The 13,901-nt window shown below is 52.1% G+C and carries 15 protein-coding genes and 2 pseudogenes; 10 read left to right on the plus strand and 7 right to left on the minus strand.

From position 1 onward, the window contains the following. Nucleotides 1-557: 557 nt before the first annotated feature. On the minus strand, nt 558-1,595 hold the full coding sequence (locus EAH78_RS23930) for a GGDEF domain-containing protein (RefSeq protein ID WP_193560099.1): 1,038 nt from the start codon (nt 1,593-1,595) through the stop codon (nt 558-560). 419 nt (nt 1,596-2,014) lie between these two features. Between EAH78_RS23930 and EAH78_RS23935 the strand changes: the two genes are divergently transcribed. Beyond that, nucleotides 2,015-2,326 (plus strand): hypothetical protein, encoded by a 312-nt coding sequence (locus tag EAH78_RS23935; protein ID WP_140669726.1) that lies wholly within the window; start codon nt 2,015-2,017, stop codon nt 2,324-2,326. 47 nt (nt 2,327-2,373) lie between these two features. Here EAH78_RS23935 and EAH78_RS32855 read toward each other — a convergent pair. From EAH78_RS32855 to EAH78_RS32860, 5 genes and pseudogenes are all read right to left on the minus strand, one after another. Further along, nucleotides 2,374-2,535, minus strand: a pseudogene (locus EAH78_RS32855) (LysE family translocator); the annotation flags it as partial. Continuing rightward, nucleotides 2,536-2,751 (minus strand): hypothetical protein, encoded by a 216-nt coding sequence (locus EAH78_RS23945; protein ID WP_123364296.1) that lies wholly within the window; start codon nt 2,749-2,751, stop codon nt 2,536-2,538. Between the two features lie 273 nt (nt 2,752-3,024). After that, entirely contained in the window at nt 3,025-3,474 is a 450-nt protein-coding gene (locus tag EAH78_RS23950; RefSeq protein WP_140669727.1) for an antitoxin Xre-like helix-turn-helix domain-containing protein, read from the minus strand. A gap of 444 nt (nt 3,475-3,918) precedes the next feature. Then, entirely contained in the window at nt 3,919-5,478 is a 1,560-nt protein-coding gene (locus EAH78_RS23960; RefSeq protein WP_140669782.1) for a GGDEF domain-containing protein, read from the minus strand. Between the two features lie 205 nt (nt 5,479-5,683). Beyond that, the gene (locus tag EAH78_RS32860; RefSeq protein WP_240051929.1) at nt 5,684-6,064 is read right to left on the minus strand and encodes a hypothetical protein; all 381 of its coding nucleotides are present in this window, start codon (nt 6,062-6,064) and stop codon (nt 5,684-5,686) included. Between the two features lie 82 nt (nt 6,065-6,146). On the opposite strand from EAH78_RS32860, the pseudogene EAH78_RS32865 reads away from it, so the two are divergent. Further along, nucleotides 6,147-6,342 (plus strand): annotated as a pseudogene (locus EAH78_RS32865) (hypothetical protein). A 591-nt stretch (nt 6,343-6,933) separates the two neighbouring features. Here EAH78_RS32865 and EAH78_RS23975 read toward each other — a convergent pair. Beyond that, nucleotides 6,934-7,299, minus strand: coding sequence for a histone-like nucleoid-structuring protein, MvaT/MvaU family (locus EAH78_RS23975; protein ID WP_140669729.1), 366 nt, complete (start codon nt 7,297-7,299; stop codon nt 6,934-6,936). 251 nt (nt 7,300-7,550) lie between these two features. Between EAH78_RS23975 and EAH78_RS23980 the strand changes: the two genes are divergently transcribed. From EAH78_RS23980 to pstB, 8 genes are all read left to right on the plus strand, one after another. After that, nucleotides 7,551-7,877, plus strand: coding sequence for an ArsR/SmtB family transcription factor (locus tag EAH78_RS23980; protein WP_140669730.1), 327 nt, complete (start codon nt 7,551-7,553; stop codon nt 7,875-7,877). Next, the gene (locus EAH78_RS23985; protein WP_140669731.1) at nt 7,874-8,308 is read left to right on the plus strand and encodes a YeeE/YedE family protein; all 435 of its coding nucleotides are present in this window, start codon (nt 7,874-7,876) and stop codon (nt 8,306-8,308) included. Before EAH78_RS23980 ends, EAH78_RS23985 begins: the two co-directional genes overlap by 4 nt. A gap of 2 nt (nt 8,309-8,310) precedes the next feature. Next, nucleotides 8,311-8,730: a DUF6691 family protein gene (locus EAH78_RS23990; RefSeq protein ID WP_140669732.1), complete on the plus strand. Its 420-nt coding sequence runs from the start codon at nt 8,311-8,313 to the stop codon at nt 8,728-8,730. Between the two features lie 98 nt (nt 8,731-8,828). Continuing rightward, a complete protein-coding gene (locus EAH78_RS23995; protein WP_140669733.1) occupies nt 8,829-9,194 on the plus strand; it encodes a YidH family protein in 366 nt (121 codons plus the stop codon). A 256-nt stretch (nt 9,195-9,450) separates the two neighbouring features. Further along, nucleotides 9,451-10,467, plus strand: coding sequence for a phosphate ABC transporter substrate-binding protein PstS (pstS, locus tag EAH78_RS24000; protein ID WP_170219163.1), 1,017 nt, complete (start codon nt 9,451-9,453; stop codon nt 10,465-10,467). Between the two features lie 73 nt (nt 10,468-10,540). After that, nucleotides 10,541-11,536 (plus strand): phosphate ABC transporter permease subunit PstC, encoded by a 996-nt coding sequence (pstC, locus tag EAH78_RS24005; RefSeq protein WP_140669784.1) that lies wholly within the window; start codon nt 10,541-10,543, stop codon nt 11,534-11,536. Further along, nucleotides 11,533-12,405 (plus strand): phosphate ABC transporter permease PstA, encoded by an 873-nt coding sequence (gene pstA / locus EAH78_RS24010; protein WP_140669735.1) that lies wholly within the window; start codon nt 11,533-11,535, stop codon nt 12,403-12,405. Before pstC ends, pstA begins: the two co-directional genes overlap by 4 nt. After that, complete coding sequence (pstB, locus tag EAH78_RS24015) at nt 12,405-13,184, plus strand: phosphate ABC transporter ATP-binding protein PstB (RefSeq protein ID WP_046482243.1); 780 nt, start codon at nt 12,405-12,407, stop codon at nt 13,182-13,184. The genes pstA and pstB overlap by 1 nt, the downstream gene beginning before the upstream one ends. Nucleotides 13,185-13,901: the final 717 nt, after the last annotated feature.

Raw genomic sequence — 13,901 nt, forward strand, 5'->3', positions numbered from 1 at the left:
GCGGACTGGGGCCTATAGCTATTTTCGCCACTAGCGGCAGATCGCCAGTTGATTCGATCTTCTTCGCACACAGCGAGCAATGGATCAACATACTCATCTGTAACGCTAGCTACTTAATGAACAGCAGGGAATCCGGTTTTATCCCTCTTTCGAGCTCGCCAAGTAGTTCCCAACAGAGATGGACGGGCAACGGTTGCTCCATCCCCTGAACATTGAAAATGTCGAAGCAGCATCGAGCTGACCTGCGTCATAGCATCGGCTTTGGAAACTGCAGAATCGGGCTTGACGAAGAATTTGACAATGATTTTCTCGCGCGAGAAATCGCGACATAGAACAGTTAGGCTGACGCAAAACGTTCGCTCAGAAAATGATTCGCGCCTGGTATGAGCACGTGATCAAACTCCAACCGCAACAATCCAATCACTCATCATTCTGCTTTGTCGCAAGAAAGCAAATGCCTAGCCGGGCCCAGTCGGCCCGAAGGAGCGACCTATCCAGAATCGAATCACCATATCCTGTGGAGCTATGTAATGGCAGCTAGAGTCCGAACGCCAGTTTCAGCTCACTCGGTTGCGCCCGCTGCGCTTGGCTAGATAGAGGGCATCATCGGCACGAGTCAGAAGGCTTTCCACATCGTCACCAGCTTTGGCGAGGGCGACACCAAGGGACGCAGTTACGGTGTCTAGCACCTCATCCGTGCCACGAACTTTGATCCGCAGCGCCTGAATTTTTAGGCGCAGCTGCTCAGCAAAAGTATGAGCACTGGTGAGATCAAAACACTCTTGCAGGACTACACAGAACTCTTCACCACCATAGCGTGCCGCCAGGGCCTGAGGCGGGATTGAGTTCCGTAACACCTGACCAACATGCTCAAGTACGCGGTCGCCCAAAGGATGGCCATACCGGTCATTGAACTGCTTGAAATGATCGATATCCAACATGACCAATGCCACTCCATGAGGAGCGTTGATCAATGCATGCTCCAGCAAGCGAGTGAAGGTAGCTCGGTTCAACACCTTAGTCAGACCATCCAAAGATGCAGCCAGTTGGGCTCGCTCGAGCTTGTCTCTCAGACTCTTAATTTCATTTTGCGCTGAGTGCAGCTGGGAGAGGAAAAGCTCTTGCTGATCCTGCATGACCTGGGTGCTCTGTTGCAGCTCACTCAGAATGGCGGGCAACCTCTTGTCGACCGGCTCCGCGAGCATTTCCATGCAATGGCCAAGACTGGCTTGAAAGTTGGCACTGCCATTCACGCTACGCGAGACATTACGCTCCATGTCGTCAACCAGATTGATCGCTTGTTGCTGCCCTGCGCGCGCCTCCTCCAATTCGTCACGAATGATGTAGTCGCGAAAAAGCTTCGTAGCGAATTCAGGAGGGAAACAGTCGAAGTCTTTGACCACCCTGTCCAGATGGCGATTAAGCTCTGGCTCCTGACCTTTGCTGTAGGTGTACCAGAGAGCATAGTGGACGGGATTTGGTGGAATGTTGTGACGCACCATCAGTGGTACAGCCTGCTTCAACAGAGCCGCCGCCTCGCGGGAGTCCTCTGGATACAGCGTTAGGGCAGTCGCACGCGTCTCTGATTGGCTCATAACGTCACTGTGGTTGGTTTTTATTGGCATATATGAAGTCGGGGGCAGCATATCCTTACGTACACCAAGAGGCCATACATAATGTATGCCTACTACCTGTTGGACTAGCATAGGCCGAACTCGACTACAGCAATTTGCTGATGAAATAGACCCAGCTATCACCTCACGCCATCGGTTGGTTTGCTTTGTACTCTCTCACTGCCTGCGTTCTTATCGACGACGGAATCATCCCAGGCATGTACCAAATTTGACACGTTCGCCCTGTTGGAAGAAATTGATGATTCGCCTCTTCTCTTCGACCTGAAATCCTGTGGCTTTATCTGCAGCCCAAATTTTCAACACGATCGATTGGATGTTCCCCAATCGACCACTGACCCAGTCGATTACTGGGTGCCTGGTCTTCTAATAGGAGTGACAAATTGCTGAATCGGCCCGACAAAGATGCGCTACGTGCGATGCTGGAATCGCAAGTTCAAGAAAAGCTACAACACGACCCTGATGCAGTAACGACTTATGCAGCACAGCCTGAACCTGAACGAAAGCCATACACGAGCAAGCCCACGGTTCAGGACAAGGCATTTCACAGAGAGCTCGATCAGATGCGTGCGGATGCTGAAGCGGGAGTGATTCATAAGCCGTTATCCGACACGACTGAAGATGGCAAACCCAGCCTTGCGCTCGATGATTACCCTGGCTTGAAAGAGGCAGGCTCTGCATCAAATCAGTGGTGATGTTTTGGCGCCTGTGCTGCGGTAATCGGCACCTAGCCGCCCTCCTCTTATGCAGCCTGTCGACGCATGGTCAGGATGGCTGCTCCGAAGCAGATGAACGTCGACCCAACTACCTGGCTGACCCACCGGGATAGCTCTGGACGGGTCAACACGCCCTTAGCCCAAGAGACCAGTGCGGCATACAGACTAAGAGACGTCACCGAGACCGATCAAGCGAGCCTTATAGCTCCGCCCTGGATATCGTCACGCGCCATTCGTAAGTCAATAGCGTCCTGGTTGAGTCGGTGAATCATGTTGAGCAACCGTTGGCGTAGCACTTCGTCTTGAAGCTGCTCTACTGCGCGCATCATATCGAGCGCCGCTACCTCATTGTTAGTGGCGACGGAGTCGAGCAGTTTGCGCATGCTTCTTGATGGTCGATTCATCTCCAACTCCCTGGATTTCAGTGACGCGAATCATATGGCCAGAATGTTTCGTCAGTATTTCAGCTGCACGAACTGGTTTTGAATCACCAGCTCGGGCTGATTTGACGCTAGCTGGAGGGGTGCCCCATGAGGTGTCAATTACGCTTGTCGCGCCATTCCGTGATGTAGCTAAATCGCTACCATTAAGCCGGGCCTTGCCCGAATGAGCGATTACAACAATCAACATCAGGTGCTACCGCTGAATGAGGCACGTGACGAAATTTAAACGAGCACTCATCTCTCCAGTCGACCGATAAGATCGAGGACAGCGTTCGTTTCCACCCTCGTGCACAACATGTCGATTGGACGCCTCGAACCAAGTCCACGAACCGGCGAGCACATCCATTTCGTCGCAGCGGAAACGTCCTCTTCGAACGAGGACAGAGCTTGCCCAAAGACAGCAATCAATCCGACCAAGCGGTCGCTTTCTACGGTGTTCAAGCGGCCTGTTTTTGCTCTACGCGCCAATGATGCAGGGGATACGCCGATGGCCTGAGAAATGACTTTTCGCTCGACCTGCAGGATGCTCGCTATCAGATTGAAATACTCGTAAGGAAGGCCTCGGTGTATGACGTCATGAAGGGTTGTGCCGCGCGAGGGCAGTCCTAAGGTTGACCAAATATTTCCAGGAGTTGGTGGGCCCGGCAGGCACTCTTGGATCGATGACAGCATCTGTGCCTCCATCAGAAACCTAAAGCTAGCCGGGCCCTGCTGGCCCGAAGCATCGACTATAGGAAAAATGGCTCAACACGCTACCTACTGCTAACCGTGCTTCATGCGATGAGAAGCATGGTGCACCGTCATAAATTGTCTCAGCTTCAGCCCGTCCCGTTCTTGAAGTCGTCTCCTTTTGCCGGTACTTGTAGGGCACCAATCTTCAGCAGGGAACGCACCATGCACCCAAGACTCAGAGTCATCGAGACCACCGGCATGGAAGATGGCGCTAAGCGATACAGAGTCGTTGATCTCGTCGAAGGAGGCTCAGCTAGCAAGCACGGTGTCTTCAAAATCAGGACGGATGCGGAGGCTGTTTGTTCGCTCCTGAATGCCGAGCATCCTCATCAGAGTGGTGTAACTCATAAGTCGCTGAGTCTTTGACCCACTTGTCCATTCAAAACAGCACAAGTCTCATGCAGCAGGGGATTCAGTCACCCCTACGCCCCTCCGCCCAAGTTGCTTGACGCCATACATGGCCTGATCCGCCGCTTTCAGCAATGCGTCGAGACTTTGGCCATGAATAGGACACAGCGAAACTCCGACACTGCACGAGACCGATAGCTCTCCTGCACTGGTCACGACTGTCTGCGCGATGGTTTCGAACACCCTCAACGCCTGCGACTCAGCACTCTCGGGGTCAGAAAGATTGGAGATCAGCATCACGAATTCGTCGCCGCCGTACCGGGCAACGGTGTCACATAAGCGGGTGGCTTGAAGCATGCGGTGTGCGACCGCTCGCAGAACCTGGTCGCCTACCTCATGGCCGTACTTGTCGTTGATTTCCTTAAAATGATCCAAGTCGATCAAAAGCACAGCAAACGGAATCCCTTTCGCTTCCCAATCCGAGAAGGCTTGGGCAAAACGCTCGGCGAATAGGTAACGATTAGGCAGCTGCGTGAGCACGTCATGTGTTGCGAGGTAGGCGGAGCGTTCGTGTTCGACTTCTGCCCTTTCTATAGCCTTGAAGTGCCGAATCAATACCATAGGCATCAACACCAGTGCTCCGGCGAGGACTAAAAGAATCATCAACATTTCTTCGGTGAGGACATCCCCGAGACGGAGTTGCCGCTCGAACACCAACGTCATGGGCTGCGATGTACTGCGGATCTCGACCCGGTCAGCCAATTGCGGCAAAAAGAGGCGATCTAGAAAACCTGCTTGTTGAACCTGCGTTGAAAACACATTGCTTTCAGTCCCTGCAGCGGTTTTCAGGACTGCACTTATGTGAACCAGGGGATCCACGTTTGCATTATTCACCGCATCCAGTAGCGCGCCCGTCTTGATCAATAGCAAGGACACCATCGTGCTGCCAAAAAAATTGGGGCGGGTGTTCTCTCGCGCCTGTTCAGGTCTACTGACTGACTGCATCAGAATGTAAGCGTTGCCACCCTCATACATTGCAAAAACGGGTGATACAACGGGCCTCTGATTATTCTGAGTTCGAGCCAGTGCATAGGAGAGATAGGCGACGGTTTCTAGCCTGACGCCATAGATCGAACTGGACTCCGGGAGTACCGGGTACATGAACAACACAGGCCAAGTCTCGCTGAGATAGATCTGATGTTGGGCAGGTTGGTGAGTGAGACTCGGGAAATCCTTGAGTTCAAAGTCTGGCCGCCAGGTACGGCGCAAAAGAACTTCAAAGGCAGCCTGCTCAGCAATGGGTACAGCCCTCGCCGCCTCGAGCATGTAAATATGAGGGTAAGCCGATAAAACGGCTGCCGCATAACGTGACGCAGCTTCCGTATCGCTCTGATCGACGGCTTGGAGAAATGCTGAGAAACCCGCCAACACAGCTTCATTAGTATCAAGCTGATTGCGCACGATGCTGGAAATATTCTGCACGTATTCCGAGAAACGCGTTTCTCTGCGTTGAGTCTCGGACTTCAGCAGCAACAAAGCCGAAAAACCCACCAGGCCGACTGCCAAAATAATGAAACCCACCAAGGAGCTGCGCCGTTTAGTCAACATCATCCTGATTTTCCAATGCGCAGAGCGTGCAAAATGCCTTGGCCAGCCCCTTTGAAATCAGCTGGTTTTGGCGCCGGGTTCGGATTGAGAGAGTTGAAGCAGACACCCGATATTCAGAGCCCAACTTCGGCAAGATTATAGGCGGTCGAATGGTGTTTTGGATTTTATGCAGTGTTAGCGTGAGGTCAATATCATTGATGAATGCCTACAGATTAGGCATGAATTCTCGCTCTGAAAGGACACTTTGTAGCCGGTCTAGATTAAGACGTTGGCACTCACCTTCAGCTTCTCCTCGGGTCTGATAGGTAGCCTTCAGGCGCGCTTTTTCCTCGTTGTCATAAATGTTGAAACCTATAGGCGCGGTTTCGCAGTAGAAGCGCGTTCCGTTACGCATGGATCCCGTTTCCGTGGGGATTGCAGGAACAACAATAAATCTGGAAATCATCTTCACGCCCTCTTCAAGCACACTGTAACTATTAGCGGCTATCAGCCACCATAGCAAGCGACCCTCTTCAGTTTCCGATGAGAAGCACGGGCGGCCTAGAGCCGGTTTGCTGTATCGCAAAAGGCATGTGTAATACGCCATGGCACCCTCTCCTGACTGGAAAGACCATCCATTCCTTAGAGCTCTACTGCTGGTACGCTGACCTCTCCATGGAGGAATCACAATGCCTAATTCAGGCCTGCTCCCACCCCTACTATTCAAGATCAATCAGAACCAACTCGCACTTGAGTGTTTGACGCTTTGGGTTGAGCAGCGCGGATCCGCTGAAGTCGCCGACAACGTTCGTTGAGTGCTGGACGCGATCAATAAAAATGAGGAGTTCATCAAAATGACTCGCAGGGCTGATGGCTCCGGAGTGATCTTATCCAAAGGTTGCAGAAACGAGTAGATAGACGGCTAAAAAGCTAAAAGCAGACGGTCATTTGAACTGCTGGATTTCACCCTTGTCATTCGAACAGTGTGTAGGATATTCAGCACACTCGCCTGAGAGCGTTGTCCCAATGACACCGACAGAAAAACTTCTGCAATGGCATTCAAGCTGGACGATTAATCAAGGCATTGTCAGGTGCAAGACTTGCCATGCTGAGCAAGCTGAACTGAGCAGGGGCAAAACATTTCTTCATGGGCCAGGCTGCGCGAAGGCTTCTCTAAGGATCCTCCCATGGCAGGCCTCAGATGATATCCAAAACTCATTCTCAAGTGGCCAAAAGCACGACTAGCGTAATTAGCCTCCGAAAGTATGAGGAATCCAATTTTCAACACCGCTTAGCGCCAGGCGGGGCCTTGCCTTGAGTAGCTGAGGTAGTCGTTGGTTTTATGATTGCTGTAGCGACGTATCGAATCACTCCCGCCGCCTTGAGCGAAGGCAACACCGAACTTGGTGCCCAACCATGACTCACCCTCCTAGCCAATAAAAAGGGCCACATAGGGCCCTTCAAATCAAACCGACTTTATTGAGTACGCCACGACTCGACAACGTCTGCGCCAAACTCGGTTTTCCATTCCTTTAGCTGACGGTGGTTGCCACCCTTGGTTTCAATCAGCTCACCCGAATTCGGGTTCTTGTAAATCTTCACCTCGCGCGCCTTACGGACTGCCTTCGGTGCGGCAGTAGCTATTGCGCGACGACCCGCTTGCGGGTCAAGGAGGCTGATCACGTCTTTCAGGCTGTAGCTGTACTCACCCAGCAATGCGCGGAGTTTGCTCTCAAATGCCATTTCGGCCTTGAGGCCAGAATCGCCTTTCATCGATTCGAGCTCTGCGAGCTGTTCGGCCAGTTGTTGTTCAAGCTTGCGAAACTCAGCCAAACGAGACATGGGATACTTTCCCCTTAAAGGTTTAGAACGGCACGGAATGCACATTACTCATGCTAAGTGATGATTCAACTTTCGTCATCCATAACTGTTTTTCTGTTACTTGGTCGTTGTGAGCTCTCCTTCAAGATTTCATCTCATTCACATTAAATTTTTCAGGCCGGCACGTCGGTGGTATCCGTTCAGCAATCTCTGCTCTAGCCAAACACTATATAAATATATATATTGTTTTATTCGCAAATGAGTAGCCTGTGATGATCCAATCTGAAAACAAGCTCGATATCCAGCAGCTGCGGGCTAATGCTGATGCCGCTGGCGAGCTACTAAAAGCGCTAGCGAATCCTGATCGATTGCTCCTTCTCTGCCAATTGTCGCAAGGTGAGCTTAACGTGAGCGATCTAGAGGCCTTGTCAGGTATTCAGCAACCTACGTTATCTCAGCAACTCGCGGTGTTACGTCGAAAGAAGATGGTGGAAACACGACGAATGGGGAAGCAAGTCTATTACCGAATCAGTAGTTCTGCCGCGCTCTCGGTGATCCATGTCCTTTACCAGCACTTCTGTGCAGGAGATGCAAAATGAGCATTGATTGGGTCAACTTCACACCTTGGTCTTCGCTGGGCGGCGGGGCCCTGATAGGGCTAGCGGTTAGCTTGTTTGTTCTCGCAAATGGCCGTATTGCCGGTATCAGCGGCTTGCTTGGAAGTGTGATGCAATTTGATAGTGAAGGCTGTAGCGAAAAAGCCCTGTTTCTTCTTGGGCTTTTGATTGCTCCTTTATGCTGGGGGATGTTTGCAGCATTGCCGGAAATCGAGATCGAGACAGAGTGGCCGGCCCTGATTATTGCGGGTCTGCTCGTCGGCGCGGGAACTCGCTACGGCTCCGGCTGTACCAGTGGTCACGGGGTTTGTGGGATTTCTCGATTATCACCTCGCTCCATCGTGGCAACTGTGTGTTTTATGACGGCAGGGTTCGCAACGGTGTATGCCACTCGTCATGTATTGGGGATTTAAAGATGACCAAGCTGAGTGCACTTATTGCCGGACTGATCTTTGGGCTCGGTTTACTCTTGGCTGGTATGGCGAATCCTGCCAAGGTTTTGGCTTTTCTTGATTTGGCCGGTGCCTGGGATCCGTCACTTGCTCTGGTCATGGGAGGTGCCATCGCGGTGGCGGTTATCCCCCTGAATTGGGCTCGTAAGAAGAAGCTGTCCTTGCTGGGTGCCCGTATGCAGATACCCAAGAAGCGGGAGCTAGACATCCGATTGATTGGTGGCAGTCTTGTGTTTGGTGTTGGTTGGGGAGTAGCTGGAATATGTCCTGGGCCGGCGGTAGTTCTTCTACTCACAGCTCATTGGCAAATCATTGTTTTCGTACTGGCAATGTTGGTCGGAATGTATGTGTTCTCTGTACTAGAAAGCCGACGCACGTGTTAATCAGGTGATAGCCATGAAAGCGAATGACAGAAACACTGACCGATTTCTGCTCCATTTGACCAATCCAATTTCAATCATTACTGGGCCAGGAGTATTTAATGTCCGACCTAAACGATCCACGCGTGTTCTTTGCCGCTGAGCGAACGCTGCTGGCCTGGAACCGAACCAGCCTTTCGCTGATGGCGTTTGGCTTTGTGATTGAACGATCCGGACTGCTTCTGCAAATGCTAAAGCCAGGTGTTTTGGGCCCTCCTGGAAAACATTTTTCTTTCTGGATCGGACTCGCTTTTCTGATGCTGGGCTCATGGGTTGCCTGTTGGTCATCCTGGCAATACAAAAAGGTGGTACAGACCCTCAAACCCGTTGAGATCCCACTTGGCTACAGCGTCAATGCTGGCCCTAGCATTAATGTCATCACAGCAATCCTAGGCGTTTTGCTCATGGCGTATTTGTCCATTATGTGAGCAAGGCAGACCTTCGTTCGGCTTCCCGACATCGCCTCCGCATAAGAGGGTCAAACGGCAGCCCCAGGGCTTTATACCGATGCAGTCGAGCATTTTCGACGAGCAAACCAGCGAACGCTATCGACTCACACATATTTCAAAATATTTCTGAAAATGCCGAAACTGTCATCGGATAGAAATATTTAAAGAATTAAATCGTCACTTCTCCGATAGGTGGATACCTCCACTTAACTCCTTTCATTGAGGTGTTGTCGTGATGTTGCTGACTAAAAAAAGCCTGTCTGTCCTGCTGGCTTCCCTCTGCATGAGTGGCCTTGCTCATGCGACCGATGTTACCGGTGCGGGCTCCAGCTTTGTCTATCCGGTTTTGTCCAAGTGGTCGCAGGACTACAGCAAAAGCTCCAGCAACCGTATCAATTACCAGTCGATTGGATCGGGTGGCGGTATCGCTCAGATCAAAGCGGCAACAGTGGATTTTGGTGCGTCTGACGCACCGTTGTCTGCCGATGATCTCAAGGCCGGTGGCCTGGGCCAATTTCCCAGTGTGATTGGCGGCATCGTGCCGGTGATGAACATTGAGGGTATAGCGCCGGGCCAATTGAAGCTCGATGGTGAGACCCTGGCGAAAATCTTCTTGGGTGAGATTACAGTCTGGAACGATCCGGCCATCGTCGCCCTGAACCAAGGCATGAAACTACCAGACAGTAAAGTCACCGTCGTCCACCGTTCTGACGGCTCTGGCACCTCATACAATTTCACCAACTACCTCTCCAAAGTGAGTGATGGCTGGAAATCGAAAATCGGTTTCGGCACGACTGTGCCTTGGCCGGTTGGTGTGGGTGGTAAAGGCAACGAAGGTGTCTCGGCTTACGTAAAGCAGATCAAAAACTCAATCGGTTATGTTGAGTACGCCTATGCCTTGCAAAACAAGATGACGCACGCACAGCTGAAGAACGCCTCCGGGAAATTCATTCAGCCCAATGCCAAAGCCTTCCAAGCAGCTGCCGACACTGCGGACTGGGCTAACGCCAAAGACTTCAACCTGATCATGACCAACGCGCCTGGCGATAGCGCTTGGCCGATCACGGCGACCACCTGGATCATCATGTACAAACAGCCGAAGAATGCCGAGCAAAGCCAAGCGGCCTTCAACTTCTTCAAATGGTCGTTGGAGAAAGGCCAGCAACAGGCCTCGGCGCTGGACTATGTAGCCCTGCCTGACTCTCTGGTGAAGCGTATCGAAGGTTACTGGAAGTCTGACTTCGCACATTGATTCAGCAACACTTAAACCCCTTCCTCGAGCAAGTTTTGCCTGACGAAGGGGTTTGTTTGTGAGTAGACGTATGATGAACGACACAGTCCAACCTTTGACCATGACCCTCCACACTGGCGACGTTACGAGTGATAAGCGTGCGGCTCGCGATCAGCGTCATGATCTCTGGTTCAAGCGTTCAATGCTGGGCGCCGCAATGCTAGTGCTGTTGCTACTGGTGAGCATCGCCGCCTCGACACTTTGGGGCGGTGGTCTCGCATTCAAGACTTTCGGTCTCGACTTTCTGACAAGCACTGAGTGGGATGCTGTCAACAACCACTTCGGTGCTTTGGTTCCGATTTACGGCACCTTGGTGACCTCTTTACTGGCGCTGCTGATTGCGGTTCCTGTCAGCTTTGGCATTGCGATTTTTCTCACTGAAGTAGCTCCGCCCTGGTTGCGGATGCCCGTCGCCTCGGCGGTTGAATTGCTCGCGGGAATTCCATCGATTATCTATGGCATGTGGGGGCTGTTTGTATTCGGCCCGTTCATGGCAGAGCATCTATCGCCTTGGATCAATGACTATCTGGGTGAGCTTCCTTTGGTGGGTTCGCTGTTTCAGGGCCCACCCTTAGGGATTGGCATGCTGACAGCGGGTATTGTGCTGGCAATCATGATCATGCCCTTCATCACCTCTGTCATGCATGAGGTGTTCCGTAGTGTTCCCACAACCCTCAAGGAGTCTGCTTACGCGCTAGGTAGCACTACTTGGGAAGTGGTCTGGGACATTGTTCTGCCTTACACGCGGTCTGCGGTTGTCGGGGGAATTTTTCTGGGGCTCGGACGGGCATTAGGCGAGACCATGGCGGTGACTTTCGTGCTGGGTAATGCTCAACAGTTCTCTGCCTCATTGCTAATGCCAAGCAGCTCCATCGCGTCAGTCATCGCCAACGAGTTCAGCGAAGCCTATACCGACCTGCATCGCTCCGCGCTCATCGCGCTGGGTTTCCTGCTGTTTGTCGTCACCTTTATTGTGCTGGCGTTAGCAAGACTCCTGCTGATGCGGCTGTCACGCAAGGAGGGTCTATGACTGGTAACGAACGTCTCTACCAAATCCGAGCCTTCAAAAATCGACTTGCAATGGTGCTCAGTTGCGGCGCCACAGCTTTCGGCCTCATTTGGTTGGTCTGGATTCTGTTGACCACGGTAATCAACGGATTTCAGGCGCTCAATCTTCGTCTCTTTACACAGATGACACCGCCGCCCGGCACGGAAGGTGGCCTGGCAAACGCGTTCTATGGCAGTGCCCTGATGTCCGCTATCGCCCTGCTTATCGGTACGCCAATTGGCTTGATGGCGGGAATCTGGCTAGCGGAATTCGCACGACACTCGCGTCTGGGCACCACAGTCCGTTTTATTAACGACATTCTACTTTCGGCACCGTCCATTGTGCTGGGTCTGTTCATCTACACCGGCGTCATCCTGCCGTTGAACATACTGACTAACCACCAAGTCGGCTTCTCCGCTATCGCCGGCGCTCTGGCACTGGCGCTATTGGTGATTCCAGTGGTGGTGAGAACCACTGACGAGATGCTTCAACTGCAACCGTCAACCATGCGGGAAGCCGCGCTGGCACTAGGCGTCCCGCAATGGAAACTGACTCTGCAAATCGTATTACGAGCTGCAAAAGCGGGCGTAGTGACCGGGGTGCTACTTGCACTGGCCAGAATCACCGGTGAAACAGCGCCGTTACTGTTTACAGCGTTCGGCAACCAGTTCTGGAGCAGCAATCTTCTGAAACCGATTGCCAGTGTGCCCGTAGTGGTTTTCCAGTACGCCATGAGCCCATTCGATGACTGGCACTCCCTGGCCTGGGCTGGAGCATTGGTGCTGACCTTGTTTGTACTGGTACTCAGTTTACTGTCCCGCTTGATCCTTTTACGCAATAGGTTGACCTGATGAATAGCCGTGACCTTGCCGACGAAAGAACTAAAATTCGCGTTCGTGGCCTGGAGTTTTTTTACAATAACCAGCGGTCTCTGAACTCCATCGATATGGATATTCCAGAGAAACGTATCACTGCGATCATTGGGCCTTCAGGTTGCGGGAAGTCGACGTTATTGCGGGTGTTCAACCGTATCTACGCCATGTACCCGAAGCAGGAGGCGCGGGGCGAGGTGTTGCTCAACGGAGAGAATATTCTCGCACCTGGTTACTCGATGAACCGCCTGCGTAGCCATATCGGCATGGTCTTCCAGAAACCCGTACCGTTTCCCATGTCCATTTACGACAACGTCGCTTACGCCGTGCGTCACCATGAACAACTCTCTCGTCGTGAGATGGATGAACGCGTAGAGCAAGCCTTAAATGGAGCAGCGCTTTGGGACGAGGTAAAGGACAAGCTCAAACAAAGCGCTCAGAGCCTGTCGGGGGGGCAACAACAGCGCCTGTGCATAGCGCGCACCATCGCTTTGCGCCCACAAGTATTGCTTTTGGATGAGCCGACATCCGCGCTTGACCCAATCTCCACTGGGCGCATAGAGCAGTTGATTACTGAGTTAAAAGAGCAATATACCGTCATCATCGTGACCCACAACATGCAGCAAGCGGCTCGGGTTTCGGACTACACCGCCTTTATGTTTATGGGCGAATTGATTGAGCATGATGTGACCGACACGATCTTCACCAAACCAAAAATGAAGCAGACGGAAGACTACATTACAGGTCGCTTTGGATAACCAATCCCTTTCCTTCCGTACATAAGCTTCCAGCCCCTAAAGCTGCAAGGAGTTCGTTAGCTTGGTGAGAACATTAGTTGCCATCGCCATAAGCGCATCGCTTGGAGGGTGGCTACGCAGTATTTTAGGGGCAAAGCTCAAGAACTTGTTTCCGAGCATGCCTGCGGGAACGCTCGTAGCGAATTTTGGCCGGGGGGTACTTGATTGGCCTGACCATCGGCTTTTGGGTGGATTCGCCGCTGCTCTTCCCTCGCTGGCACCTTGCGATCATCACAAGCTTTTGCATAGGGCTCGCGGTCTTCTCACTAGCCTCGGCAGGATCGGCCACGTTAAGCCACAAAGAACGGTTCATTCCTGCAATTGGGGCTATCTCGCTTCATGTCATAGCGTCGCTTGCCATGACTGCATTAGGAGCGCTCACGTTCCAGTGGGTAGACGACATCTAGTAAGTTTTGACCATAGACTGATATGAAATTTGGTTTGTGATTTCAGCCCAGGCTAAAGCCTTGCGCAGAATGACAGAAACAAAAAGCCCGGCGCGAAGCCGGGCTTTTTGTATTTCGGATGGGGCTGATCCTTCAGCAGGTTCGAGTGTAATTCAGGGAGATCTATGGTGCAGCTAACACGTTCTCTTAGGTCGGTATCAGATATGAATTGCATGGAAGCGACAACCCATTGAGCATTCTCCTGTGATGACTGACATTACGAGCCGACGCT

This window comes from Pseudomonas arsenicoxydans (genome assembly GCF_006438915.1).
Classification (GTDB): domain Bacteria; phylum Pseudomonadota; class Gammaproteobacteria; order Pseudomonadales; family Pseudomonadaceae; genus Aquipseudomonas; species Aquipseudomonas arsenicoxydans_A.

What these genes read in the sequence shown, in the direction of transcription:
- pstS (WP_170219163.1), top strand. Translation starts at nt 9,451, where the DNA reads ATGTTGCTGACTAAAAAAAGCCTGTCTGTCCTGCTGGCTTCCCTCTGC.
- EAH78_RS23975 (WP_140669729.1), bottom strand. Translation starts at nt 7,299, where the DNA reads ATGTCTCGTTTGGCTGAGTTTCGCAAGCTTGAACAACAACTGGCCGAA.
- EAH78_RS32860 (WP_240051929.1), bottom strand. Translation starts at nt 6,064, where the DNA reads ATGGCGTATTACACATGCCTTTTGCGATACAGCAAACCGGCTCTAGGC.
- EAH78_RS23960 (WP_140669782.1), bottom strand. Translation starts at nt 5,478, where the DNA reads ATGTTGACTAAACGGCGCAGCTCCTTGGTGGGTTTCATTATTTTGGCA.
- EAH78_RS23980 (WP_140669730.1), top strand. Translation starts at nt 7,551, where the DNA reads ATGATCCAATCTGAAAACAAGCTCGATATCCAGCAGCTGCGGGCTAAT.
- pstC (WP_140669784.1), top strand. Translation starts at nt 10,541, where the DNA reads ATGAACGACACAGTCCAACCTTTGACCATGACCCTCCACACTGGCGAC.
- EAH78_RS23995 (WP_140669733.1), top strand. Translation starts at nt 8,829, where the DNA reads ATGTCCGACCTAAACGATCCACGCGTGTTCTTTGCCGCTGAGCGAACG.
- EAH78_RS23985 (WP_140669731.1), top strand. Translation starts at nt 7,874, where the DNA reads ATGAGCATTGATTGGGTCAACTTCACACCTTGGTCTTCGCTGGGCGGC.
- EAH78_RS23930 (WP_193560099.1), bottom strand. Translation starts at nt 1,595, where the DNA reads ATGAGCCAATCAGAGACGCGTGCGACTGCCCTAACGCTGTATCCAGAG.
- EAH78_RS23990 (WP_140669732.1), top strand. Translation starts at nt 8,311, where the DNA reads ATGACCAAGCTGAGTGCACTTATTGCCGGACTGATCTTTGGGCTCGGT.
- EAH78_RS23945 (WP_123364296.1), bottom strand. Translation starts at nt 2,751, where the DNA reads ATGAATCGACCATCAAGAAGCATGCGCAAACTGCTCGACTCCGTCGCC.
- pstB (WP_046482243.1), top strand. Translation starts at nt 12,405, where the DNA reads ATGAATAGCCGTGACCTTGCCGACGAAAGAACTAAAATTCGCGTTCGT.
- pstA (WP_140669735.1), top strand. Translation starts at nt 11,533, where the DNA reads ATGACTGGTAACGAACGTCTCTACCAAATCCGAGCCTTCAAAAATCGA.
- EAH78_RS23950 (WP_140669727.1), bottom strand. Translation starts at nt 3,474, where the DNA reads ATGGAGGCACAGATGCTGTCATCGATCCAAGAGTGCCTGCCGGGCCCA.